The following is a 24,614-nucleotide window of genomic DNA, read 5'->3' on the forward strand; positions in this document are numbered from 1 at the left end:
TTTAGCAGCAGTCGGGGTCGCCATCGTCGATCAGGGCAAGCAGCAGCCAGGCCGGTGGCAGGTCGTCGGCAACTATGTCCCGCGCAGGCTTGAAGATCCGCAGGCGATAGCGTGTGATCGGGTCGGTCCAGAACCGCACGGTGGTGTCCAGCGCCGGGAATCCGGGCAGGCCCGAAGCCTCTTCCGAGACCAGCACGATATCCGCGGGGTCCAGCCCGAACCGTGCCCGCGTCCAGCCTTCGATCCGGCTGAGGAATTCGACGTTTTCCGGCTTGGCGCCGAACCGTTGAAACACACCGACCTCCGAGCGCCGAAATTCCGGCTGTTCCTGTATGTGGACCTTTGTTCTTGAATGCAGTCTGCTGCTTTGCTAGCCAATGGTCAACGATTACGGGGGATCCGACGGTGTCTCAGAAGGTCTTGGCTGCCGTTCGCACCGCGCCGGAAACCACCGAATTCCGTGAATTTCCCATGCCCGACATCCCCGATGATGGCGCACTTTTGAAGGTCGAGGTTGCGGGCATCTGCGGCACCGACGTCAAGTTCTACGCCAAACCGCCGATCGACGATCCGGTGATCATGGGGCATGAGAATATCGGCGTCATCGCCAAGGCCGGCGCGACCTTCAAGAAACGGCGCGGGCTGCGCGAAGGCGACCGCGTGTTCGCCGAACACTACGTCGGCTGCATGAACTGCGAACACTGCCATCGCGGCGATTATCGCCTGTGCATGGCGACCGACTGGCGCAAGAACCCTGAAGGCATCCGATTTGGCTATACCCCCGCGACACGTGCACCGCACCTTTGGGGCGGATTTGCGCAATACATGTTCTTGCCGTGGAATTCGGTCATTCACCGGGTGCCTGACGGGCTGAGCGCGGAACTCGCCGGAGTGGTCACGCCAATGGCCAACGGCATCCAATGGGCGCTGTTTGATTGCAACGTGGGCTATGACAGCCGGGTGCTGGTGCAGGGACCGGGACAGCAGGGGCTGAGCCAGGTGGTCGCCTGCAAGCAGGCCGGTGCGTCGCTGATCATTGTTACCGGAACGGCGAAAGATGCGAAGCGGTTGGAAGTGGCGTTAAAACTCGGCGCCGACCATGTTATCAACGTCGACGCCGAAGACCCGCTGGAACGGATTGCTGAAATCACCGGGGGTGAGGGGGTGGATGTCGCGCTGGACTGCACTGCCGGGGGCGGGACGATCCCGACCTTGCTGGGCATTGAGGCGTTGAAACGCAAAGGCGGAACGCTGTTGATCCAGGGCGAGGGGTTGGCGGAGTTCCCGAACTTCCCGTTCGGCAAGATTGCCAACAAATACATCACTGTGAAGGCGGCGCGGGGACACAATTACGAATCCTGCGAGTTGGCGCTGAAACAGCTGAACTCCACCCGCTTTCCGCTGGACCTGATCACCACCCACCGCTTTGGGTTGGACCAGACTCATGACGCGATCAAGGCGGTTGGTGGCTCGAGCGAGGTGATCCACGCCTCGTTGTTGCCATGGGAATGACCCCCGACACCCGCATTCCGGTGACTGTTTTGACCGGCTATCTGGGGGCCGGGAAGACCAGCGTGCTGAACCATATGCTGCGCGAAACGGACAGGCGGCTTGCGGTCATCGTCAACGAATTCGGTGACATCGGAATTGACGGTGACCTGATTGAGACGGGTGAGGAGGAGCTGATCGAGCTCAGCTCAGGCTGCATCTGTTGCGTGGTGCGCGGTGATCTGATCCGCACCCTGCGCAGCTTACTGGACAGTGGGCGCGAACTGGACGGTATCGTGATCGAAACGACCGGAGTCGCCAACCCTTCACCGGTGATCCAGACGTTCCAGGTTGATCAGATTCTTGCCGGGCGGTGCCGTCTGGACGCGGTCGTGACGCTCATAGATGCGCTGCATTTTGCGAGCGTTGCGGGTGAAGGCGACGCCCAGGATCAGGTCACGTTGGCCAGCGTGATCCTGCTCAACAAAGCCAGCGAAGCGAAGCGTTTGGACGGGGTCGAGGCGCAGTTGCGTGCCCTCAACCCGTTTGCCCCGGTCCACCGGATCGATCGGGGGCGGGTGGACCCGTCGCAGGTGCTCAACACACACGGCTTCGCGCTGGAACAGGTTGCGGATCGAATTGACCAGATCGAACCCGCGCATGACCACACCGGGGCCATCGAAACCCTGTCGCTGACCAGCGAGACACCCATCGACCCCGCCCGCCTGCACGCATGGCTGACCGACCTGCTTGCCATACGCGGCGCCGACGTTTTGCGTACCAAGGGCATACTCGACACCGGGGATGCAAATAGGCTCGCCGTGCAGGCGGTTCAGATGCTGCTGGAAGGGGATGAGGTTGGCCCCTGGCCGCCCGGCCCGCGCCAATCCCGACTTGTGTTCATCGGGCGTAACTTCGACAAACCCGAACTGCGCGCTGGCTTCACCGCCTGCGCTGCCGACCTCGCCGCGTAAAGGAGGCCCCAATGCCCGTCTGCGTCACCAACATCAAACGTGCCGACCCCGACGCCGCCGCCGCCTTGGCGCAATACGGCGTCGCCACGGTGCACGAAGCGCAGGGCCGCACCGGCCTGATGCACCAGCGCCTGCGCCCGATTTACCGCAGCCCGGCGATTTCCGGCACCACCGTCACCTGCACCCTACCGCCCGGCGACAACTGGATGATCCATGTCGCGACCGAGCAATGCCAGCCGGGCGACGTGCTGGTCGGCGCGACTATATCCGAGGCGCACTCAGGCTATTTCGGCGACCTGATCGCCACCATCCTGAAGGCGCGCGGCGTGCAGGGGCTGATCCTGGATGCAGGCTGCCGCGACGTGGATGACCTTGAAAAGATGGGCTTTCCGGTCTGGTCGCGCAGCATCCACGCCCATGGAACGGTCAAGGAAACGCTGGGCGACGTGAATGTGCCGGTCTCGGTCGGTGAAACGCTGGTCAACCCCGGTGACGTGATTGTCGCGGACAATGACGGGGTCGTCGTGGTGCCACGACTGGAGGTTGCTGAGGTCGCCGAAGCCGCCGCCAAGCGTGTTGCGACCGAAGAAAAGAACCGCGCCCGTTATGCGGCGGGCGAGCTGGGGCTGGACGTCAACAATATGCGCGGGCGGCTGGCCGAAAAGGGCCGATTGTGTTGAAAAACTCCGAAATCAGAGCGTCGCGGATTTCTTGCGAAAACCTATGAAGCGAAATAGTCGGAAAGCTTTGACCACGAGACAGCGCATGGCTGCGCGTGAGCGCATGTAGGCGATTTGGGCCGACCCCCGCGCCAAAAATTTAGGATCGGGCTGCATGGAAAGAAAAATCATCGTTCAGGCCCTAAAACGGAGTTTTTCAACACAATCGGCCTGACCTATGTGACCCAGAAGGAATGGGAGGGCGACCTGTGATCATCGACTGCCACGGCCACTACACCACCGAACCGCCGGCCTTCATGGCCTTCCGCAAAGCCCAGATCGCGCATTTCGACGATCCGTCCCTGCCTGCCCCCGTGATGGCGGACATCAGCGACGGTGAGATTCGCGAAAGCATTGAAAACAATCAGCTTCGTGCCCTGCGCGAACGCGGCGCGGATATGACGATCTTCAGTCCGCGCGCCTCTGGCATGGGCCACCATATCGGGGATGAGGGTGTATCGAAAACCTGGACACGCCACGCCAACGACATGATCCACCGGGTCACGCAGCTGTTCCCGGACAATTTCATCGGCGTCTGCCAACTGCCGCAATCCGTCGGCGTTCCGATCGAGAATTCGATTGCTGAGTTGGAACGCTGCGTCCTCGACCTTGGCTTCGTCGGCTGCAACCTGAACCCGGATACCTCGGGCGGGAAATGGACCGGCGCGCCGCTGACGGATCGCAGCTGGTATCCGTTTTTTGAGACGATGGTGGAACTGGACGTGCCAGCGATGATCCACGTCTCAGGCTCCTGCAATCCCAATTTCCACGCGACCGGCGCGCATTACATCAATGCCGACACCACAGCCTTCATGCAGCTGATCCAGGGCGATCTGTTCGCGGATTTCCCCGACCTGCGCCTGATCATCCCGCACGGCGGGGGTGCGGTGCCCTACCATTGGGGCCGGTATCGCGGGTTGGCCGACATGTTGAAAAAGCCGCTGTTGAAAGACCACGTGATGAAGAACGTTTTCTTTGACACCTGCGTCTATCATCAGGCCGGGATTGATTGCCTGTTTAAGGTTATCGACATCGAGAACATCCTGTTCGCCTCGGAAATGTTCGGGGCGGTGAAGGGCATCGATCCGGAAACCGGGCATTATTTCGACGATACCAAACGCTATATAGAAGCCGCCGACCTGTCGGATTCTGACCGGGCCAAAGTGTTTGAAGGCAACGCGCGCCGCGTCTATCCGCGATTGGACGCGGCCTTGAAGGCGCGCAACCTCTGACCCATGAACAGAAAGCCAACCGCGACATGACGACGACAGCCAGGCTTTGCGCCAAATCCGAGGTTGAGCATGAAGAACCCCTGAAGGTTGAAGCCGCGGGCCTGACGCTGGCGGTGTACCGGGTGGCGGATGAGTTTTATGTCACCGATGACGCCTGCACCCATGGCCCGGGCTCTCTGTCCGAGGGGTTTCAGGAGGGTCACATCATCGAATGCGATTTCCACGGCGGCTGCTTTGACATCCGTGACGGAAGCGTCACCGCCCCGCCATGCATGGAACCGGTCAAGACCTACCGACTGGTTCGCGACGACACGGCGGTGGTGATCGAGATCGAGTGATCGGCCCCGGGTATCCTGAACGCGGTTGCCCAGCCCAAAAATCCACCTGACCAATGACGTCGGCTTGTTTGCAAATCGGGTCAGATACCATGACAATTGACACAGAATCGCAGTGGTCTTCCCGTCTGAAAAATGGGGCCGGGCCGGCGATGAACCGAACCGAAAGGCCACCACACTCATGAATATCAGAACCCTTGAAGTGTTCGTCGGCGCGCTGATCGCCATCGGCATTTCGAACCCGGCGCAGGCTGGCGAACCGTCGCCCGTTTTGGTCGAAACCACAGCATTTACCGAGGTTGATGCCTTGACGGCTGGTATTGGCGCCTCTCTGCGGAAAACAGAAAAGGACGGCGCGTTCACATTTGGCGCGGATTCCGGCGTGTCGGTCTGGACGCACGCAACGTATCACAATGTGGATACCACAAGGGCCATAGGTTCGGGCCGTGGATATGAAGTCAGCCTGGGAATCGAAAAACGCGTTACGCCCGAAATTGCCATTGGTCTGGCCATCTCAAAGCAAGAGTTCGATTTCGATGCGAAGACGGTCGAGGCCGTGGCTGTTGCCCCGTATCTTTCCGCCAATTTTGGCGACAAGTTACTTCTGGACGCGGCAATTGGTATTTCTGAAACGCAAGATCGCCCGTTTCTGACAGAATACGGCCGTGAGTTTGCGTATGTTCGGCTGGGCACGCATCTGAAGCTGGGTTCCGCGCTGTCGGTTGAACCCTTCGTCAGCCACACATTTGGAGAGCAGGATAGAACATCCCAAAGCCGGTTTGAAGTTGATCGCACGCGCCTTGGTGCGGATTTCATCTATGATATGGGAACAATGGATTTGCTTTTCGGCGTCGCCTGGGAACACAAGGATTTCAGAGTGTTCTTTCCCAATATTCCATCGACCGGTGAAAATTACGAGACGGATTCACCGGCTATTACACTGGGCGGATCCCGGAAAATCGGCAACTCAGACTTAACAGTCTCAGCCACGTTTCAGGAATTTCAGCAAGATACACAAAGCGTCAGCCTGGGCCTGACCTTCGGCAGCGCGTACTAAAAGCAGCGTGCCCCCATCGCATGGTCCGGTATTACGCCCAAGCAAAACACCATGTTGCAGAGATATTGCAGAAACCAAAAACCGCCCCGAGGGGCGGCTAGATACTGCCTTGTTATCCAAGAGGGATTTTGGCTCCGGCGGTAGGGATCGAACCTACGACCAATTGATTAACAGTCAACTGCTCTACCGCTGAGCTACGCCGGAATACCGGGGCCGCATATAGCAAGCGCTCTGCGGGGCGTCTAGCGGGTTTTTTGTTTGTCGCCCCTTTCGTCGCGGCACAGTGAGAATTGGGCGTCGGTGGCCAGGGTTGGGGCGGCGGCGGCCTTGTTTCGTTCAACAAGATCAATGAGATGGGCCAGAACGTTGCGTTCGGCCATGGGCATCAGGGGGGCAGGGATGTCCTGATAGATTCGCGCCGCCAATTCTGCCGGGGTCGCGCATTTATGTCCGAGGGCGGCGATGATCTGCGTTCGCGGGTCTGTCGGTGCGCGATCAACCAGTCCAGCCGACCGTGCGGGTCGGTTATGGCAGCGCCGTGGCCTGGTAGAAACTGCCGCGCGCCGAGTTTTTGCAGGCGTCGGCAGGTTGCCATGAATTGTCCCACGTCCCCGTCGGGCGGAGAGATCAGCGTTGATGTCCAGCCCAGCACTGTGTCCCCGGTCAGGATACAATCGGCGTTTTCGCCGATACAGAAGGCAAGGTGCCCTGCGAAATGCCCCGGTGTGTGCATGACCGTCGCGCGCCAGTCTGCGCCTGTGATCTGCAGGCCATCGCTCAGGTGGCTGTCGGGCGAGAATCCGTCGTGAATGCCCTCTCCTCCGCCGGCCAGTCCGTTGTCCGCCAGGGCCTGCATGGTGGGCGTGCGCCCGGCCTCGGCGGGGCCGAATGCGCAGAGCGGCGCGCCGGTTGTGCGCGACAGCCTTGGTGCCAGGGCCGAATGGTCACGGTGCGTGTGGGTTATCAGGATGTGGCTGATCGGTGCGTCGCCGACTGCCTTCAGAATCGCGGCCATGTGGCCGGGGTCATCGGAGCCGGGGTCGATGACGGCCACGGCCCTTTCACCCAGCAGATAGGTGTTTGTCCCCGGTCCGGTCATGGGAGACGGGTTCGGGGCCACCAAGCGGCGCACACTGGGGCCCACGTCATCAATGCGCCCTGGCACCATTTGCGTCGCATCTGACATCTTGGCTTCCTTCCGCCACCCGCTGCAAGCTATGCTTAGCGCATGGGGTTCGCCTGGCTCAAACGTTACATGCCCAGAACGCTTTACGGGCGCGCCGCCGCAATCATTGTGGTGCCGATCTTCGTTGTCCAGTTCCTGATCTCGTTCGAATTCATCCAGCGCTTTTACGACGATGTGACGGTGCGCATGACCCAGAACGCGATCTTGGGACTGTTCGAGGTGCATCGCCTTGTGGACACGGCCGCATCCCCCGAAGCAGGGCTTGCGGCGGCGGCCTCGATGGCTGTGCCGCTGGGCATGGACGTCTCCTTCGTCGAGACGATGATAGGGCCGGATGACTACGGCCTAACCGATCTGGCGGGGGCCGTGATCGTCCGCACACTTCACGACGAGTTGCCTTCGGTCGAGGCTGTGCGCATCCAGCATTCGCCCAATGTCGTCCAGATCGGGATGAGCAGCCAGTTCGGCCCGTTATTGATCGAAGTGCAGCGGCGGCGGTTCACCGCCTCGAACCCGCATCAACTTTTGGTCATCATCATGTTTTTCACCGCCGTTGTGACGTTCGTCGCCTATCGGTTCCTGCGCAACCAGTTGCGCCCGATCACCCGTCTGGCAGCTGCCGCCGAAGCATTCGGCAAGGGCCAGATGGTCGAATACAAGCCCGGCGGCGCGACCGAAGTTCGCGCGGCGGGCGCTGCGTTTCTGGACATGCGCAGCCGGATCGAGCGCGCGATCGAGCAACGCACCCTGATGCTGTCGGGCGTCAGCCATGATCTGCGCACGCCACTGACGCGCCTGAAGCTTAGCCTGTCGATTCTGGGCGATGACGAGGAAGTGGCGCAGTTGCAGCGCGACGTTGTGGATATGGAACGCCTGATCGACGATTTCCTTGCATTTGCCCGTGGCGACGCGATGGAAGAAGCCGCGATGGTGGACCCGGCAGAGCTGGTCGCCAGCGTCACCGCCAAAGCGGCGCAGGCGGGCGGCGATGTGACTTACCGGCCACCGGATGCGGCCGTCGCGCCGCTGATGCTGAAATCCCAAGCGGTTGAACGCGCCCTGTCCAACCTGATCGGCAACGCGCTGCGTTATGGCAATCGGGCTGTCGTTTCATTTGGTCAAGAATCTGGGCATCTTTCGGTGATTGTCGAGGATGACGGCCCCGGTATCGCCGAACAGGACCGCGCCGCGGCGACCCGTGCCTTCATCCGGCTGGATGAAGCGCGCAATCAGGATCGCGGCACCGGGGTGGGGCTGGGTCTGGCAATCGCGCGGGATGTGGCACGCGGCCATGGTGGCGCGCTGGAACTTGGCGAAAGCGCCGAATTGGGCGGGCTGCGCGCGGTGCTGAAGTTCCCGCGCTGATGTGCGCGCGGTGTGTTTAGAAAACTATGGTCCGCGAAAAAGTTTACCGGAGGGCGCCCGTCAGGTTCGGCGGTCCGACACTGGATTGATCGCACAAACCCGCCGTGACCCAAACCGGCGCGGCCGCGACCGCCGTGGTCAGCCCATCAGGGCTGCATCAAACGGGTATGTCGTCAAACTTTCAAACCCGTCTTCGGTCACAAGCACCTGATCTTCCAGCTTGATCGAGAAATCTCCGTCATCCGGGCTGATCAGAGTCTCGACACAGAACACCATTCCGGGCTCGACCCGGTAGTCATAAGCGCCTTCGACGAAATGATCGGGGTAGGCGATCAGGGGCCATTCATCGCACAGGCCGACGCCGTGCATCTGACAGCCGTATTTCAGGCGCTGGTATTTCGGGTCCAGCTGATGCGCTTTGAACGTCAGATCGCGAAGCGGGCGGCCCGGTTCCAGCAGGGCCATGTTCTGCATGATGTGCTCGTGCCCGTGGCGCATGGCGGCGATCATGTCAGGGCGCGGCGGCTGGTCGCCGATCCACCAGGTGCGGCTGATGTCGACGCAGATGCCGTAGCTGCCGACCAGATCGGTGTCGAAAGCGACAATCTCGTTCGGCTGCACGATCCGCCCGCCGCATTCCTGAAACCACGGGTTGGTGCGCGGGCCCGAGGTCAGCAGACGCGTCTCGATCCATTCGCCCCCGCGCTTGATGTTCTCGGCGTGCAGGACGGCCCAGATGTCGTCTTCGCAAGTCACCCCGTCGCCGACATTGGCGCGGGCGAAATCCTCCATCGCGCGGATCGCGACCTCGCAGGCGTGGCTGGCGCAGCGCATGGCCTTGATCTCATCCGGGCCTTTGATGGATCGCGCCTTTTCGGTCAGTTCCTCGCCCTCGGTCACCGTGAAACCGATGCGTTCAAGGGCGCGCAGCGCGTGCAGCATCGGTTTGTCGGTGGCCAGTCGCATGTTGGCGCCGCCGTGCTCATGGATCAGATCGCGGATTTCGCCGGCGAAGACATCGGCCTGCACCCCGATCCTGTCACCCCGGTCGAAATAAAACAGATCCGCGCCCGAACGTGCTTCGCGCACCAGCGGATTGAACCCGCTGAGGAATGGTGCGTTCTTGTAATCCCAGATCACCATATAGCCGTCGGCGCAAACCAGCGCCGCGCGAAACGGGTTATGCGTGTTCCAAAGCTGCATATTGGTGCTGTCGGTGGCGTACCGGATGTTGAGCGGGTCAAACATCAGAACCCCGCCCAGATCGCGTGCATTCACATGCGCGACAAGCCGTTCCCAGCGATAGCGGCGCATCGCGGGCAGATCGGGAAGTTCCAGCCCGGCGGCGGCCCATTCGGCGAAGGCGAGGTTGGTCGGGCCGATCTCGATCCGGTCCTGATCGTTCGGTGTGCCGTCGCCCAATGTTGCGCCACGGGTTGGGTCGATCTTGCGGTTGTCGCGGTGGTGGGTGTTCATCTGCGCCTCCGGCTTGGCACAGATTGGGTGTTGGGGCGGCCCCGCGTCCCGCCGATTTGCGACCTGATTGAATGTCGCGGGCGGGACAGGTCGCTATCGGCAGATCATCAACAGATCCGGCGCGCGGCCCGGGTCAGGGGCGCTGCACCGTCCCGGTTTCGGCGGCGCGCACGATTGCGTCCAACACCTCGATGTTATGCACCATTTCGAACGCTGTGTTGGGGTAGGACGCGCGCCCGGCAATGGCGTCGGCGAAAGCCTCCAGATTGGCGGTGACGCTATCGGTCCAGGGGAAGTCTTCGGTTTGCGTGTCGTCGATAGAGCGGTACCGCTGCATCGTTGCCTTGCCGCCGGGGGTGTCGGGGTGGGTCGCGTTGCGCACCTCGACCCACATATCGGTGCCGAATATGTGGGTGCGCAGGAAATGCGGTGTATGCAGGATCGCTTGCAGCGTTGCGGTCATCCCGGCCTTGAACTGCAACTGTACGCTGACCACGTCGCCTGTTTCCCAGCCCAGCGACCGGTCGGCGGTGACCGCCGCAACACTGTCGACCCGTCCGAAGAAGGAAATCAGCAGATCGGTCAGATGGATGCCCATCTGGGTCATGCCCGCCGCCGGGGCCATGGCTTTCGATGTGCGCCAGGAGTTTGCGGGAACGCCGATCAGCTTGTCATGGCTGAACGCCATCTCGGAATGCATGATCGTGCCCAGTGCGCCCTGATCCAAAAAGTCGCGCAACGCCAGAATGGCAGGTTCAAATCGCCGTTCGTGACCGACGCCCAGCACAAGGCCCCGGTCGTGGCAGGCCGCGACACTGGCGCGCGCGCCTTCGGCGGACAGGGACAGGGGCTTTTCGCAAAACACATGCTTGCCTGCCGCCGCCGCCTGCGCGACCTGGGTGTCATGCTGATCATTGGGCGAGGTCAGCAGCACCGCCTTGGCATCACTGGTCAGCGCGTCGTTGAAATCGGCAACCGGGTGCAGACCCAGCGCGCGGATCGCCTCGTGATTATCTGTGGCCGGTTCGACCACCAGTTGTACGTCGAACGCCGGATGATCCTTCAGCCGTCTGGCGATATGCTGGCCCCACCAGCCGAACCCGACAAGGGCGACAGGCAAGCTCATGCGGATGGTCCTTGTCCGAATATGCCGTAGAGCGAGGCATCCTGATCGCCCCAGCCAGCGGCGGCAGCCTTGGTTGCCTTGGCCAGTGCCGCGCTGATGACTTCGGAGGGTATTGCGTGTTGCCCGGCCAGTTCCTGCATCAGGCCCATGTCCTTGATCCCGTTGTCCAGCGACAGGGCAACCCCGCCCGGTTCGCCGGTTTTCAGCATCGCTGCGATCGGCGGCACCCGGTTTTTTGCGGCCCCGATGGCACCGGAACTGTCGATCAGAAGGGAGGCTGCAAGATCTGCGTCGATGCCCTGACCCAGTGCCAGGCCCAGCGCCTCGCCCACCGCACCCCAATAGACCATCAGCGGCAGGTTGATCGCCAGTTTCATCGCGGCCCCGGTGCCAACCGGGCCAAGATGTTCCAGCCGCCGGGTGATCTGGGTCAGAACCGATTTGGCGGCCTTAAAAGCCGGGTCTGATCCACCGGCCAGCCCAAGCAGCTGACCCGCGCGCGCCGGGCCGATGGTACCACCCACCGGGCACTCCAGAAACAGCCCGCCCTGCGCCTGAACCGCAGCCTCCAGCGCCAGTGTTTGGGCCGGAGAGGTCGTGCACATCTCCACCACGACCTTGCCTGACAGATCGGCGGAACACAGACCGTCCGGTCCGAAATACGCCGCCTCGATCGCGGTGTCATTGGCAAGGATCGACAGGATCACCTCAGCCGATTGCGCCGCCGCAACGGGCGAGGGGGCGACACTGGCAACGCTGATTGCCGTCGCTTTTGAACGGGTTCGGTTCCACAAAACAGGGGTGTGGCCAAGGTCGATCAGCCGCTGGGCGATTGCCTGGCCCATATTGCCGATTCCAATGATTGCAACGGTCATACTGTCCCTCCGATCCGGCCTTGCCAAACCCTAACAATATTCGCGCCGATATCGCCAAGAACAACGCACCCCGGCATGATCATTTCTGATGATCGGCTTCAGCCTATCCGATAGTCGGCCGTCTGAGGTCACCCCAGTCGTCAAGGATGATGTTGACATGGCGTGTCAGAACATCGGTCAAAAGCTGTGCCGCACGGGGCAGGGCGCATTCGCTTTTCTGCACAAGAACGTAATCGAAACTCATCGGGGGATCGGACAGCAGGTTCAGTTTTCGGTGCTGCCCGTCCTTGTCCGCATGACAGATCGCAGAGGGCAAGATGGCCGTCCAATCTGTGGCCGACACCATCTCGAGCGTGCCGAGCATGCCGTCCATCTCCATGATCTCGGCGCAATGGACACCATGCGCGTTCAGCAATGTGTCGATCCGGCTGCGGCGGATGTTCAGCGTGCTGGGCACGATCAGCTTGGCGCCCGACAGCACCGACAGGGGCGCCGGACCAAGGTGAGGGTGATCGGAAAGTGTGCCTGGGCGGGTGACAATCATCTCGCGGTCGCGCCCCACGAAGCTGGCTGTCAGGCCGGCTGGCATGTCGCCTGACGGGACGATTGCGAAATCCAGCTCTCCGTCCAGAACGTGGCGCAGAAGGGCGCCGCTGTATTCTTCCAGCAGGCTCAGGTCGACCTTGGGAAACGCGGCCTTGAAGTCTTCCAGCGCGGGGGTCAGGACCGAACGCGTCAGCGACGGGATCAGCCCGAACCGGACCAGCCCGGTTACATCGTCCTTCATCTCGGACAGGTTGGTTTCCAGTGCCAGAAGCGCCTGAACGATGGCCTGCCCCTCGCGATAGACGATCTGCCCGGCTGGCGTCAGGCTATAGTCTTTTCGGTTCCGGTTCAGCAGCGGCGTCCCCAGTTTCAGTTCCAGGTTCTTCACCTGGGTCGACATGCCCGACTGCGTTGCATTTTCGCGTTCCGCCGCTTTCGAGAATGACTGCGCCTCATAGACGGCCAGGAAGGCGCGTAGGCCATTGATGCTGATTTTCGGGACCGGCACGTCGCCTCCTATCCGATTTCACAATACTACGCATGAAGAAGTATCATTTCTGGTAATTTGTCCAGTGGTTTACACAGATCGGCAAGTCACTTGGCGAAAAGGAGATCACCGTGCTGGACGCAATTGCCTCAGACCCGCGCGCGTTGCGCAACGCATTCGGGCGATTTGCAACCGGGGTCACGATCAGTTCATTCTCGTCACTCAGCCTTGATCCGCCGCTGTGCCTGTTCTCGCTCGGCAAGTCACAGGTCAGCTGTCGCTGGATCGAGGCGGGCGATGCCTTCAATGTGAATATCCTGGCCCATGATCAGCAGGCCGCGGCGTGGCAATTTGCGAAACCGCTGGAGGATAAGTTTGACGGCGTGAAATGGTATGCCGGGCGCAACGGCTTGCCGGTCATTCATGGGAACCTCTGCCATTTTGAGTGTGCCAAATGGGACATTCACGACGGTGGCGACCACATCATCGTCGTTGGCCGCATCGAACACTTCGCCGAGGGTGCGGGTGATCCGCTGTTGTTCTATCGCGGCGCTATGACCACATTGGCAGAATGAACACAGATACGCCGCAACGTTACGGCGGCCCGGATCCTGATGCCTTGACGGATGCGCAGCGCCGCGTTTCCGAGGTGATTACATCCGGTCCGCGTGGGCAGGTTGTCGGGCCGTTGAAGGTCTGGCTGTGCTCACCCCGGATGGCGGATCGGGCGCAGGCGCTCGGTCAATATGCGCGCTATGACAGCAGCCTGCCGCGACATCTGTCAGAGCTTGCGATATTGGTCACCGCGCGGATTTGGTCTTCGGGGTTCGAATGGTCGCATCACGTGCCGACCGCGCTGTCGGCAGGAATATCGTGGGGGGTGATCAATGCCATCGGGCAGGGGCAACGGCCCGAGCTTACAGAACCCGAAATGCGGGCGGTTTTTGATTTCGCGGTGGAATTGCATCGTGATCGCGCTGTTTCTGACAGTGTTTACCAGCAGGCGGAACAGGCACTGGGCACGCAAGGCCTGGTCGATCTGGTGGCAATCTGCGGGTATTATTCACTGATCTCGATGACGATCAACGCATTTGACGTGCCAGACGGCGATGGACCGGCCCTGCCGGTTCTGGACTTGGCACCCGAAAGGATGTTTCGTTGAACCTGGCACGTGAACCGGGGCGCAGGTCAAGGAGATGCCGGTGGAGGTGATTGGCGAACTGACCGCAGGGCTGACGCCGCTGATCGTACTGGCCTTTCTAATTGCCGGGGCGACCATCGGCGTGCTGGCTGGCCTGTTCGGCGTCGGCGGCGGCGCGATCAGTGTGCCGGTTTTCTTCGAGACTTTGCGCATAATGGGCGCAACGGATGAGATTGCGATGCCGATGGCTGTCGGTACGTCGCTGGCAATGGTCATACCCACGGCGATCCTGTCGGCGCGCCAACATGCGGCAAAAGGCACTGTCGACATGGGTGTGATCCGGGCGTGGATAATTCCGGTCCTTTTGGGCGTGGTTGTGGGCAATGCGATTGCCAGCGATGCAGCCCCAGTGGTTTTTCAGGCGGTTTTTGTTGCGGTTGCGGGGCTGTTGTCGATCAAGATGCTGATCGGTTCGACCAACTGGAAACTACGCGACACGATGCCGGGCCGGATCGGAACCGGGCTTTACGGTGCCGCGCTCGGGGTGATCTCGACCCTGATGGGGATCGGCGGCGGGGCGGTTTCGAACCTGATCCTGACGCTGAACGGAAAAACGGTGCATGAGGCCGTGTCGACCTCGGCAGGGGTCGGGGTGATCATCGCGGTGCCTGCAACGGCGGGGTATATTCTGGTCGGTTGGGGGCGTGAGGGCCTTCCACCCGACGCACTTGGCTTTGTGTCTTTGCTGGCATTGATCCTGACGCTGCCCACAGCATTGCTGATGACCCGGTTCGGCGTGGCGCAGGCGCACCGTCTGCCGCAAAAATCGCTCAGCCGGTTGTTCGGGGTGTTCCTGGCCGTGGTGTGCCTGCGGTTTCTTTGGGCGATTGTGGGGTAGGATCGGGGCGTCGTTCGAAGAGCGGTCAATCCGGGTAGTCGACCGGTTGCTAGGGAGACATCTTGATTATCTGAATTGCTATCGGAATGACATGCGGACAATAGGCTGCGAACGCCAACCTTTGCAGGGCGCGCGCCGGACCGGCGGGCTGGCGTAACAATGGTTAAAGCGTTTCGACATTAACCTGAGACATATCCGGCGGCCTTAAAGTAGTTCCAGCATTCTACTGGGTCGTAGAGATCGCAGATTGCTCCGATTGCTTCGAAGACCTGGGTAAAGGACCTGGCCCCGATCCGTCGCAAATGGGCTTTCAGTTTAGAGAAGGCCTGCTCGATGGGATTCAGGTCGGGCGAGTACGGTGGCAGGTAAAGGAACCAGCAGCCGTGATTGCGTAAAGCCTGCGTCGCCTCCTTATTCCGGTGGGTTGCCAGGTTGTCGAGAATGACGACAGTGCCGGGGTTGATCTCGGGGACCAGCACTTCGCGGATGTAGGCCGCGAAGGCGGGGCCATCTATCGCTCCCTTGATGACCCAAGGTGCGATCAGCGCGCCTTGGGTCAGGCCCGCGATCAAGGTTTGGGTTCCCCAGCTTCCGAAGGGCGCATCCATCGTCAGGCGCTTACCGCGCTTGGCTCTGCCGCGTAGGCGCGTGAGGTTTGTCTTCACTGCGGTTTCGTCAATAAAGACAACGCGCTCAGGAAAGGTCGCAATGGCTGGCGAGCGGTATCTGAACCAGTCGGCCCGTTGCTGCCTTACCTTGGCGCGGCGGCGCTCGGTTGCGACCAGCGACTTTTTTTGTACGTGAAGCCGAGCCGGGACAGAAGGTTGGCGATGGAGGAGTGATGCACCCGCACACCCTCTGCATCGGCCAGCGCATTACGCAACTCAAAGAGCGTGATGTCAGGGTCTTGTGCGATCAACTCCTCAAAGAATTCCCGATGCGGAGCCAGCTTTCCCTTGCCGCGCGGCGGTCCCTGCCGGGCAGGTTCCGCATGACCCTTCATCCTCACCTGACGCGCCCACCGCGCGCCTGTGGCAGGCGACAGCTTCAACCGCAACGCCGCCGCGCGCCCGCTCAACCCTTCTTCAATGTATCTCTGAAACCGTATCCGAAGCGCAGATGGCAAAGGTGCTGACATGATCCATCCTCCCAAACAGGATGAATCACAGATCAGGTCTCAAGGGAATCCCTCGCGATTCAGGTTCAAGACGAAACGCTTTAGTGGGTATGATTTATGGCGAAGTGTTAGCCGTCAACTCGAACCGGAGTGCTCACCTCGAACCGACGCCAGACCGGTGGGGCCGGTCCGGCGTGCGCCCTGCGCCTGCGGCGTGCACCGGGCGCAGGAAATCCCGAAAACGAGCCTGATTTTCAGGATGGTGCGTCTCTAATACACGGTGCCTCAAATCATCTCGAACACGGCAAAAACGGGTGCCGATCTATCCTCCGACTGCGGTCCTCAACACGTCCAAAGGCTCACAACTTTCCCCGGCCCAGGCGACAAAATGATCCGGGCGGACAAGGATCAGCGGTGCGCCATACTGATCAACGGCGCTTTGCGTCAGCACGTCCTGCATCGACAACGGAACGCCCAAACGACGTGCGGCAGCGCGGAACGACCGGGCCAGTTCGCCTGAAGCCCGATCCTGTGCCATCAGCAATGTGAAACCGTCGCGCAGGTGATCGAATGTCGTTGTCGCCTTCGCCGCAGGCTGCGGGGCAAGGTGATGGCCTGCGCGGGCGCGGAATTGGTGATCACCGATCGCGCCAGGAGTGCGGCCTGCCTGACCGGGAATGATCGGCGAACCTTCATAGTTTGGTTCGTAAGCCGTGACGCTTGCATCGCCCCCGGCCCGGTTGGCCCAGGCGGCCTCGAACGCGGCGCGGTCGCGGGACGGGTTGTAGGTGGCCAGGAAATCGCGATCTTCCTCGATAAACCTGCCGATGAAATTCTGCGCGGTGGATTGAAAGACCGGGCGACGCTCGGCGTCATAGCTGTCCAGAAGTGCTTGCGCGCCGCCAGCGATCCGCGCGGCCAGTTTCCAGCCCAGATTGCGGGCATCCTCCAGCCCGATATTGATGCCAAACCCGCCATAGGGCGGATGGCTGTGGGCGGCGTCACCGGCAACGAAGACCCGCCCGGCGCAGTAACTGTCAGCGCAGGCAAACCGCAGATCCCAAAAGCCGACATGGTCGATGTCCAACGCAAATTCAGCACCCACGGCGCGGTGGATCATGGCCGCGAAATCGAACCCGTTTGCCGTCGTGCCGACCGGCACCGGCGCGTGAAAGAACCAGCTGTGGCCGACATCGACACGTCCGAAAAACTGCCAGTAACCCTCAAAATCCGGGTGCAGGGCGTTGAAGAATGCCTTGCCGGGATAACGGCCTAGAAGATCGTGCAAATCGGTCGAGCGGAACACCACCAGCGCCATTTGCCGGTCGTGGTCATTGCGGGTCTGGGTGATGCCCGCGCTGGTGCGCACGGTTGAATTGCTGCCGTCGCATCCGACAAGGTAACGCGCGGTCAGTGGTCGCCGCGCCGGGCCATTGTGTTCCGTGATTGTCAGGGTCACGCTGTCATCCGATTGCGCGACGGTCGTGCCGGACCAGCCATAGAAAACCTCGACAGCGTCCAGTTCGGCGGCGCGGGCGCGCAGGACATTCTCGGTCTCATATTGCGGCAAACGGACGTTGTCGGCGGCGTAATACGCCGTGACCGCGGCGCGGTTAATCCAGGAATAGCTGTAAGCGCCCAGCAGCGTGCCATAGCAATTCACGCCCCCGGTTCCGGCCCCTTCGGGCAGCGGGTGGGCCCGGCGCAGGGCGTCTTCGCAGCCCCAGGCGCGGAAATGTTCTGCTGTGCGCTGGGTCAGGTTCTGACCCTTGGGGATAGGCTGGGGTTCGGGGTAGCGTTCGACCACCGCGGTGCGCACGCCGCGTTGGCCAAGATCAATCGCCAGACCCATGCCGACCGGCCCGCCGCCGCAGATGATAACGTCGCAATCGAAATCCTGCCTCATGCCAAAACCCTGACCGATCGCTGTAAAGCGCGCAAGACCGGGCAGCATCCGGTTGACCTTGTCCGGCAATTCCCGGACACATCGGGCCATCCCTTTTCCCATCGCCGGAGGCCGCCATGCCCAAAGACCTGCCCGCCCACAGCCGCCCGAACCTGTCGTCGTTTTCCTGGGAGGATGCCTTCCTGCTGGAAGATCAACTGGGCGAGGATGAACGCATGATCCGCGACGCGGCGGCCAGTTTCGCGGCAGAAAAGCTGGCGCCAAAGGCAATCAGGGCCTACGCGGAGGAGGCCGTTGATCCCGACATATTTGCGCAAATGGGCGAAATGGGCCTGCTGGGTACGACAATTCCCGAAGAATACGGTGGCCTCGGCGCGTCCTACGTGACCTATGGCCTTGTCGCGCGCGAGATTGAGCGTGTGGACAGCGGGTATCGTTCGATGATGTCGGTGCAGTCTTCTTTGGTGATGTATCCGATCTATGCCTACGGCACCGACGCGCAGCGCGCGAAGTATCTGCCCAAGCTGGCAACAGGCGAATGGATCGGATGTTTTGGGCTGACCGAACCTGATGCGGGGTCCGACCCGGCGGGGATGAAGACCACGGCCAAGGCGGTTCAGGGCGGGTATCTTCTGAATGGTTCGAAAATGTGGATTTCCAACAGCCCGATTGCGGATGTGTTTGTAATCTGGGCCAAATCGGATGCCCATGGTGGCAAGATCAAGGGGTTCGTGCTTGAGAAAGGCGCCAAAGGCCTCAGCGCGCCCAAGATTGCGGGCAAGCAAAGCCTGCGCGCCTCGGTCACAGGTGAGATCGTGCTGAAGGACGTCGAAGTCGGCGAGGATGCGCTGTTGCCGGACGTCGAAGGGCTGAAAGGGCCGTTCGGCTGTCTGAACCGCGCACGTTTCGGGATCGCCTGGGGTGTGCTTGGCGCGGCCGAGTTCTGCTGGCATGCGGCGCGGCAATACGGGTTGGATCGCAAGCAATTCGGCAAGCCGTTGGCGCAGACGCAGCTGTTCCAGTTAAAGCTGGCCAACATGCAGACCGAGATTTCGTTGGGCCAGCAGGCGGCGCTGCGTGTGGGGCGGCTGATGGACGAAGCCAGGGCCGCGCCTGAGATGATCAGCATCATCAAACGCAACAACTGTGTCAAGGCGCTGGAGGTTGCGCGGATGGCGCGTGACATGCACGGCGGCAACGGAATATCCGAAGAATTCCAGGTCATCCGTCACATGATGAACCTTGAGACGGTGAACACCTATGAGGGGACGCACGACGTCCACGCGCTGATCCTTGGGCGCGCGCAGACCGGGTTGCAGGCGTTTTTCTGAGGGCGGCGGGGTTGTTAGATAGATAACCCGCGAAATCGTTTCAGCATGCCCGGTGGCTGGAGGGGCCAGCCCCTCCAGACCTCCCCGGAGTATTTTTGGCGAAAAGACGGGGTAGGCGGGGTGTGTGTTGCTGTATTGGCTATTGAAGGTTGGTGAGTGACACCTCGATGGCATGCAGGAATGAGCCTGCTGAGGAACTTGCCGACATCAGCGTGAACGCATCGCCACCTTCGGCCAGTACTATCGCGCCCAGATGTTCCATCACCGTGCGGGCAAAGGCCCCGGCGGGAAGGGCGTCGGGGTGCAGATCCACCGGGCAGATGCGTTCCAGCGCTGCGCGGGCCTGCGGGCCGTCAAGGCGCAGGGTCACCCAGGCTTCGGACTGATCGGTGACATAGCCGGCGCCATCCAGCGCTTTTGTTGCGTCGCCGGCCGGATCAAACAGCGACGGGCCTGCCAGCATGAAGCTGTCCGGGCCGGTGCAGAACAGGCGACCCGATGTGCTTTCGACCGATTGGCCAGCGGCGGGCAGGGCGCAGCCCCAGGCGGATTTCACGGCCCCCTCCAATGTGGCGCGGCCATTGCGGGGTTCGGCAATGGAGGTGATGGACACCTCCGTAAGTTCGACCAGTTTGGTGTCGCCGAAATCGCGGGAATAGCCGCCGAGGAATGGCTGGGCTGTCAGGGTAAACTCAGGCACGCAAACGCTCCCCTTCGGGGTCAATGAAATGGGCCGAGACGATTTCGACCTCGACATCCTGATCGCGGATCAGGTTTACGGCGCGCACAACCTCGCCCATGCGTTCGTCACCGCGTTTCAGGAAACCAAGGCCGATGGAGTGGCCGAGGCTGGGGGAATAGGCGACACTGGTCATCCAGCCGAGGTCATTTTCGTTCGTTGCTTTGGTGTTTCGTTCGACGAAATGCGCCCCGGCACTCAGCGGTTTGTCGCGATCGACGGGGCGGAAGCCGACCAGCTTGATCGCATCGTCGCGGTTCATTTCCGGGCGTTCCGACAGGGTGGACCCGATGCTGTCCTTTTTCTTGGAGACCATCCGCCCCATGCCAAGGTTCAGCGCGGTGGTCTGGCCGTTCAGCTCATTGCCTGCGGCGTGGCCTTTTTCGATGCGCATCACGCCAAGCGCTTCGGTGCCATAGGGGATGGCGTCGAATTCCTCGCCCGCTTTCATCAGCGCGCGGATCATCGAGTCGCCGTATCGGGCGGGCACCGCGATTTCATAGGCAAGCTCTCCGGAGAACGAGATGCGGAACAGCCGCGCGCGCGTGCCGCCGCAGACCGTCAGATCGGCGCAGCCCATGAAGGGGAAGCCTTCGTTGGAGATGTCGAAGTCGTCGACGACTTTCTCCAACAGTTTGCGTGAATTCGGCCCGGCCACGGCGAATTGCGCCCAGGCGTCGGTGACCGAGATCATGTGCACGTCGAGGTTCGGCCACAGGCACTGGCGCGCGAATTCCATCCGCCGGAACACCAGCACGGCGTTGGCGGTGGTGGTGGTCATCACAAAGTGGTTTTCGGACAGCCGCGCGGTCGTACCGTCATCGTAACAGATGCCATCTTCGCGCAGCATCAGCCCGTAACGGACCTTGCCGACAGCCAGCTTTGCAAAGCCGTTGGCGTATATTTTGTTGAGGAATTCGGCGGCGTCCTTCCCTTGAATGTCGATCTTGCCCAGCGTGGTCACGTCGCAGATGCCGACCGAGTTGCGGGTCATCTCAACCTCGCGATCAACTGAATCACGCCAGCCTTTTTCGCCCGGGCGGGCGAACCACTGGGCGCGCAGCCAGTTGCCGGTTTCCACGAAGGTGGCGCCCAGTTCTTCGGCCCATTTGTGGCTGGGTGTCAGGCGGTATGGACGGAACTCCTTGCCGCGTGCGCGGCCCGCCAGCGCGCCGATGGGAACGGGGGTGTAGGGCGGACGGAAGATCGTGGTGCCGGTTTCCGGTATGGTTTTGCCGGTCTGCTCGGCCATGATCGCAAGGGCAGGGATGTTGGCCGTCTTGCCCTGATCGGTGGCCATGCCGAGGGTCGTGTAACGCTTCAGATGTTCGACAGAGCGGAACCCCTCGGCGTGGCTTTGCTTGACGTCCTTGACTGTCACGTCGTTCTGCAAATCCAGCCAGGCACGGCCCTTGCCTTCGGTGACATGCCAGAATGCTGATGTTTCAGCGGCCTCATCCTCGGCCTTGGGCGCGGTCTTGAGCGATGCTGACAGCCTGAGGTCTTTCACAGCCGCCTTCGCCTGCGTGCGCCCTTCGGCCAGGGCGGCGGCAAGTGTCAGGGTGCCGTTTGCGGCCCCGGCAACGGACATCCCCGGCGGCAGATCGCCCGAGGGGACGAAAGCGGCGATATCGTCGCGCCAGGTGGGGCGGCCGCGCTGGTGGCAAGTCAGATGGACGTTGGGGCTCCACCCGCCCGACACGGCTAGGCAGTCTGCGGGGATCGTCTGGCCGTTTGCCAGCGTGATCGAACGCAAGCCGCCACGCCCGGCGGTGTCCACGACGCGCCCGCCCATCACCACGCTTGCGCCGGTGGGTGTGGCCGGGGCATCGCCCGTGCGGGTGTCGATCACGGCGGTAATCTCGACACCCTTGGCGGCCAGATCGGTGGCGGTGCGCCAGCCGTCATCGTTGTTGGTGAACACCGCAACACGTTTGCCCGGCGCGACGCCAAAGCGGTTGGCATAGGTGCGCACGGCGCCTGCCAGCATCACGCCGGGGCGGTCGTTCATCGGGAAGGCGATGGGGCGTTCGGTGGCACCAGCGGTCAGCAGGGAGCGCCTGGAATAGATCCGCCACAGGATCTGGCGCGGCTTGCCGCCCGCGTCTGGCAGGTGATCGGTGCAGCGTTCCAGCGCGCCGTAAACGCCGTGGTCGTAGGCGCCGTAGACCGTCGTGCGGGTCATGATCCGCACGTTGTCCATCGATGCCAGTTCTGCGACCGCACCGGCGGCCCAATCGGACCCGGCCATGCCGTCAACCTCCAGCGTTTCCGCGTTCAGGCGCCCGCCCGGCGCAAAATCTTCGTCCGCCAGGATGACGCGCGCGCCGCTGCGCCCCGCCGTCAGCGCCGCCGACAGGCCCGCCGGGCCTGCGCCGATGACCAGAACATCGCAATGTAGGAATCCCTTGTCGTAACTGTCCGGATCGTCCTGTTTTGACAACGCGCCCAGCCCGGCCGAAGCTCGGATGACGGGTTCGTACAGCTTTTCCCAAAACGCCTTGGGCCACTTGAACGTCTTGTAATAGAAACCCGCGCCCAGCCACGGGGCCAGAAGGTCGGTAGCGGCCATCAGGTCGTACTTCAGCGGCCCCAGGTGGTTCTGGCTGGTCGCCTCCAGCCCGCTGAACAATTCGGCCGTAGTTGCCCGCGTGTTCGGTTCGCGGTGCGCGCCCTTGCGCAGCTGCACCAGGGCGTTCGGTTCTTCGCTTCCGGCGGTGAAGACCCCCCTCGGGCGGTGGTATTTGAAGCTGCGCCCGACCAGGCGCTGGCCATTCGCCAGCAGGGCTGAGGCCAGCGTATCGCCCCGATATCCTGTCATCGCCTGACCGTTGAAGGTGAAGTTCAGCGTCTGGCTGCGGTCGATCAGCCCGCCTTTGATCCGGTTCGATTGCCTCATCTGTCGCGCCCCCGTTCCAGCGCCACATCGCGGGCGAGTTCGACCTTCGAGATTTCATGCGTCAGGGTGTTTCGGGTGACGACCAGCCACGACCGATCGCCCTGTTCGTGATACCAAAGCTCTTGCAAGTCCCCTGCCGGGTTGTCGCGCATGTAGGCGTATTCGAGGAACTGTTCGCCTGCATCGGCGGCCTCCCAGTCGGGTCGGTCGATCAGAGATGCATCGCCCAGATAGACAAATTCGGCGGCATCGCGTGGGCCAAGCAGAGGGTGGTTGATGATCATTTAGTCGTGCTCCGAAAGCGAGGGCAGCGGCCGTCCGAGGGGGGCGCGAAAGCGCCCGCCGTGGGGGCGGGCGGGCGCTGCCCGGCGGTGCCCGCCGAGCGAAGAAGGATGGGAAGATTGCGCGTGAACATGCTGTCGTCCTCAGTGCAGGTTGGGCTGGTTGCCCATGCCTTTTTCGTCGATCAGATTGCCGGTTTTGAAACGGTCGAGGCGCATCTGCGTGGCCACCGGATGCGGGGTGCCGCGCGCCAGCAGGTGGGCATAGCAGAACCCGCTGGCGGGCGTGGCCTTGAAGCCGCCGTAGCACCAGCCGCCGTTGAAATAGAGGCCGTCGATATGGGTCGCGTCGATGAAAGGTGTGCCGTCCATCGACATGTCCATCAGGCCTCCCCAGGACCTCAGTAGCCGCGCACGCCCGATCATTGGCATGATCGCCATGCCGCCCTCGCACACATCCTCGACCACCGGCAGGTTGCCGCGTTGCGCGTAGGAGTTATAGCCGTCGATGTCGCCGCCGAAGACCAGACCGCCCTTGTCGGACTGGCTGACATAGAAATGGCCCGCGCCAAAGGTGATGACGCCGGGCAGGGTGGGCTTCAGCCCCTCGGTCACGAAGGCTTGCAACACGTGGCTTTCAATTGGCAGGCGCATCCCGGCCATCGCGGCGACGCGGCCTGACGAGCCGGCCACACACATGGCGACTTTCTTGGCGCGGATCGGGCCACGAGAGGTCTGGACGCCCTTCACGGTGCCGTCTTCGATGTCGAAGCCCGTCACCTCGCAGTTCTGCAGGATATCGACGCCTCGGCTGTCGGCGCCGCGCGCGTATCCCCAGGCGACGGCGTCGTGGCGCACAGTACCGCCACGGCGCTGGAACAGCCCGCCCTTGATCGGAAAGCGCGCGTTGTCGAAATCGAGGAACGGCAGCTCTTTTTTCAGGTCTTCCGCGCTGGCAAGCTCGGCGTCAGCTCCACTCATCAGCATTGCGTTGGCGCGGCGCACGAAGGCGTCGCGCTGCGGGTCACTGTGGAACAGGTTCAGGATCGAACGCTGGCTGACCATCGCGTTGTAGTTGAAATCCTGCTCCAACCCCTCCCACAGTTTCATCGACAGCTCATAGAACGGCTGGTTTCCCGGAAGCATATAGTTCGAGCGGATGATCGTCGTGTTCCGGCCCACGTTCCCGGACCCGATCCAGCCCTTTTCGACCACGGCGATATTGGTCAGCCCGTGTTCTTTGGCCAAGTAATAGGCGGTCGATAGCCCGTGCCCGCCACCGCCGATAATTACGATGTCATATTCGGCCTTTGGCTCAGGCTCTCTCCAGACAGGTTTCCAGCCCTTGTTGCCGGTCAGACCCTCTTTGAAAATGCGAATTGCGGAATAGTGCATGGCGTGGCCCCGGTGTCAGATGCGCGAAGTATGAGCGTTGG

22 protein-coding genes, 1 tRNA gene and 2 pseudogenes are annotated in these 24,614 nt (G+C 61.9%); 12 read left to right on the top strand and 13 right to left on the bottom strand.

The genetic code is table 11. The features are described 5' to 3' along the window. Nucleotide 1: 1 nt before the first annotated feature. Complete coding sequence (locus GKR99_07125; protein NKB27326.1) at nucleotides 2-295, bottom strand: hypothetical protein; 294 nt, start codon at nucleotides 293-295, stop codon at nucleotides 2-4. Between the two features lie 110 nt (nucleotides 296-405). Here GKR99_07125 and GKR99_07130 point away from each other — a divergent pair, with 110 nt between their 5' ends. From GKR99_07130 to GKR99_07160, 7 genes are all read left to right on the top strand, one after another. Beyond that, entirely contained in the window at nucleotides 406-1,512 is a 1,107-nt protein-coding gene (locus tag GKR99_07130; GenBank protein NKB27327.1) for an alcohol dehydrogenase catalytic domain-containing protein, read from the top strand. Then, nucleotides 1,503-2,462 carry a GTP-binding protein gene (locus GKR99_07135; protein ID NKB27328.1) on the top strand — a complete coding sequence of 320 codons (960 nt, stop codon included), beginning with the start codon at nucleotides 1,503-1,505 and terminating at the stop codon, nucleotides 2,460-2,462. Before GKR99_07130 ends, GKR99_07135 begins: the two co-directional genes overlap by 10 nt. A gap of 11 nt (nucleotides 2,463-2,473) precedes the next feature. Further along, nucleotides 2,474-3,142, top strand: coding sequence for a 4-carboxy-4-hydroxy-2-oxoadipate aldolase/oxaloacetate decarboxylase (ligK, locus tag GKR99_07140; protein ID NKB27329.1), 669 nt, complete (start codon nucleotides 2,474-2,476; stop codon nucleotides 3,140-3,142). Further along, entirely contained in the window at nucleotides 3,069-3,251 is a 183-nt protein-coding gene (locus GKR99_07145; GenBank protein ID NKB27330.1) for a hypothetical protein, read from the top strand. The genes ligK and GKR99_07145 overlap by 74 nt, the downstream gene beginning before the upstream one ends. A gap of 139 nt (nucleotides 3,252-3,390) precedes the next feature. Then, nucleotides 3,391-4,413: an amidohydrolase family protein gene (locus GKR99_07150; protein NKB27331.1), complete on the top strand. Its 1,023-nt coding sequence runs from the start codon at nucleotides 3,391-3,393 to the stop codon at nucleotides 4,411-4,413. 26 nt (nucleotides 4,414-4,439) lie between these two features. Beyond that, on the top strand, nucleotides 4,440-4,751 hold the full coding sequence (locus GKR99_07155; protein ID NKB27332.1) for a Rieske 2Fe-2S domain-containing protein: 312 nt from the start codon (nucleotides 4,440-4,442) through the stop codon (nucleotides 4,749-4,751). A gap of 178 nt (nucleotides 4,752-4,929) precedes the next feature. Continuing rightward, the gene (locus tag GKR99_07160; GenBank protein NKB27333.1) at nucleotides 4,930-5,805 is read left to right on the top strand and encodes a hypothetical protein; all 876 of its coding nucleotides are present in this window, start codon (nucleotides 4,930-4,932) and stop codon (nucleotides 5,803-5,805) included. Nucleotides 5,806-5,934: 129 nt separating this feature from the next. Here GKR99_07160 and GKR99_07165 read toward each other — a convergent pair. Both GKR99_07165 and GKR99_07170 read right to left on the bottom strand, forming a co-directional pair. Beyond that, nucleotides 5,935-6,009, bottom strand: a tRNA-Asn gene (locus GKR99_07165). A gap of 38 nt (nucleotides 6,010-6,047) precedes the next feature. Then, nucleotides 6,048-6,991, bottom strand: a pseudogene (locus GKR99_07170) (MBL fold metallo-hydrolase). Between the two features lie 42 nt (nucleotides 6,992-7,033). Here GKR99_07170 and GKR99_07175 point away from each other — a divergent pair. Beyond that, complete coding sequence (locus GKR99_07175) at nucleotides 7,034-8,356, top strand: HAMP domain-containing protein (GenBank protein ID NKB27334.1); 1,323 nt, start codon at nucleotides 7,034-7,036, stop codon at nucleotides 8,354-8,356. Nucleotides 8,357-8,494: 138 nt separating this feature from the next. Here GKR99_07175 and GKR99_07180 read toward each other — a convergent pair whose 3' ends face one another. The 4 genes from GKR99_07180 to GKR99_07195 all read right to left on the bottom strand — a co-directional run bounded on the left by GKR99_07180 (nucleotide 8,495) and on the right by GKR99_07195 (nucleotide 12,887). After that, entirely contained in the window at nucleotides 8,495-9,832 is a 1,338-nt protein-coding gene (locus tag GKR99_07180) for a M24 family metallopeptidase (protein ID NKB27335.1), read from the bottom strand. A gap of 133 nt (nucleotides 9,833-9,965) precedes the next feature. Next, on the bottom strand, nucleotides 9,966-10,958 hold the full coding sequence (locus GKR99_07185) for a hypothetical protein (protein NKB27336.1): 993 nt from the start codon (nucleotides 10,956-10,958) through the stop codon (nucleotides 9,966-9,968). Beyond that, the gene (locus GKR99_07190) at nucleotides 10,955-11,833 is read right to left on the bottom strand and encodes an NAD-binding protein (GenBank protein NKB27337.1); all 879 of its coding nucleotides are present in this window, start codon (nucleotides 11,831-11,833) and stop codon (nucleotides 10,955-10,957) included. The genes GKR99_07185 and GKR99_07190 overlap by 4 nt, the downstream gene beginning before the upstream one ends. A 103-nt stretch (nucleotides 11,834-11,936) precedes the next feature. Further along, nucleotides 11,937-12,887 (bottom strand): LysR family transcriptional regulator, encoded by a 951-nt coding sequence (locus GKR99_07195; GenBank protein NKB27338.1) that lies wholly within the window; start codon nucleotides 12,885-12,887, stop codon nucleotides 11,937-11,939. Nucleotides 12,888-12,997: 110 nt separating this feature from the next. Between GKR99_07195 and GKR99_07200 the strand changes: the two genes are divergently transcribed. From GKR99_07200 to GKR99_07210, 3 genes are read left to right on the top strand one after another with little or no spacing between them, the layout of a single operon-like run. Next, complete coding sequence (locus tag GKR99_07200) at nucleotides 12,998-13,441, top strand: flavin reductase (GenBank protein ID NKB27339.1); 444 nt, start codon at nucleotides 12,998-13,000, stop codon at nucleotides 13,439-13,441. Further along, nucleotides 13,438-14,028 (top strand): carboxymuconolactone decarboxylase family protein, encoded by a 591-nt coding sequence (locus tag GKR99_07205; GenBank protein ID NKB27340.1) that lies wholly within the window; start codon nucleotides 13,438-13,440, stop codon nucleotides 14,026-14,028. Before GKR99_07200 ends, GKR99_07205 begins: the two co-directional genes overlap by 4 nt. A 34-nt stretch (nucleotides 14,029-14,062) precedes the next feature. Beyond that, nucleotides 14,063-14,905, top strand: coding sequence for a TSUP family transporter (locus tag GKR99_07210; GenBank protein ID NKB27341.1), 843 nt, complete (start codon nucleotides 14,063-14,065; stop codon nucleotides 14,903-14,905). Nucleotides 14,906-15,084: 179 nt separating this feature from the next. Here GKR99_07210 and GKR99_07215 read toward each other — a convergent pair. Both GKR99_07215 and GKR99_07220 read right to left on the bottom strand, forming a co-directional pair. Continuing rightward, nucleotides 15,085-16,043: pseudogene (locus GKR99_07215) on the bottom strand (IS630 family transposase). A 301-nt stretch (nucleotides 16,044-16,344) separates the two neighbouring features. Further along, nucleotides 16,345-17,928, bottom strand: a complete 1,584-nt coding sequence (locus GKR99_07220; GenBank protein ID NKB27342.1) for a monooxygenase — start codon at nucleotides 17,926-17,928, stop codon at nucleotides 16,345-16,347. Between the two features lie 116 nt (nucleotides 17,929-18,044). Here GKR99_07220 and GKR99_07225 point away from each other — a divergent pair, with 116 nt between their 5' ends. Further along, on the top strand, nucleotides 18,045-19,259 hold the full coding sequence (locus GKR99_07225) for an acyl-CoA dehydrogenase (protein NKB27343.1): 1,215 nt from the start codon (nucleotides 18,045-18,047) through the stop codon (nucleotides 19,257-19,259). Between the two features lie 139 nt (nucleotides 19,260-19,398). Here the strand turns inward: GKR99_07225 and GKR99_07230 are convergent, their stop codons facing one another. From GKR99_07230 to GKR99_07245, 4 genes are all read right to left on the bottom strand, one after another. Beyond that, nucleotides 19,399-20,016 (bottom strand): sarcosine oxidase subunit gamma, encoded by a 618-nt coding sequence (locus GKR99_07230; GenBank protein ID NKB27344.1) that lies wholly within the window; start codon nucleotides 20,014-20,016, stop codon nucleotides 19,399-19,401. Beyond that, on the bottom strand, nucleotides 19,952-22,897 hold the full coding sequence (locus tag GKR99_07235) for a sarcosine oxidase subunit alpha family protein (GenBank protein NKB27345.1): 2,946 nt from the start codon (nucleotides 22,895-22,897) through the stop codon (nucleotides 19,952-19,954). The genes GKR99_07230 and GKR99_07235 overlap by 65 nt, the downstream gene beginning before the upstream one ends. Continuing rightward, nucleotides 22,894-23,181 (bottom strand): sarcosine oxidase subunit delta, encoded by a 288-nt coding sequence (locus GKR99_07240; protein NKB27346.1) that lies wholly within the window; start codon nucleotides 23,179-23,181, stop codon nucleotides 22,894-22,896. Before GKR99_07240 ends, GKR99_07235 begins: the two co-directional genes overlap by 4 nt. Before the next feature lie 141 nt (nucleotides 23,182-23,322). After that, a complete protein-coding gene (locus GKR99_07245; GenBank protein NKB27347.1) occupies nucleotides 23,323-24,573 on the bottom strand; it encodes a sarcosine oxidase subunit beta family protein in 1,251 nt (416 codons plus the stop codon). Nucleotides 24,574-24,614: the final 41 nt, after the last annotated feature.

The sequence above is a fragment of the Paracoccaceae bacterium genome, from assembly GCA_012103375.1.
Classification (GTDB): domain Bacteria; phylum Pseudomonadota; class Alphaproteobacteria; order Rhodobacterales; family Rhodobacteraceae; genus WLWX01.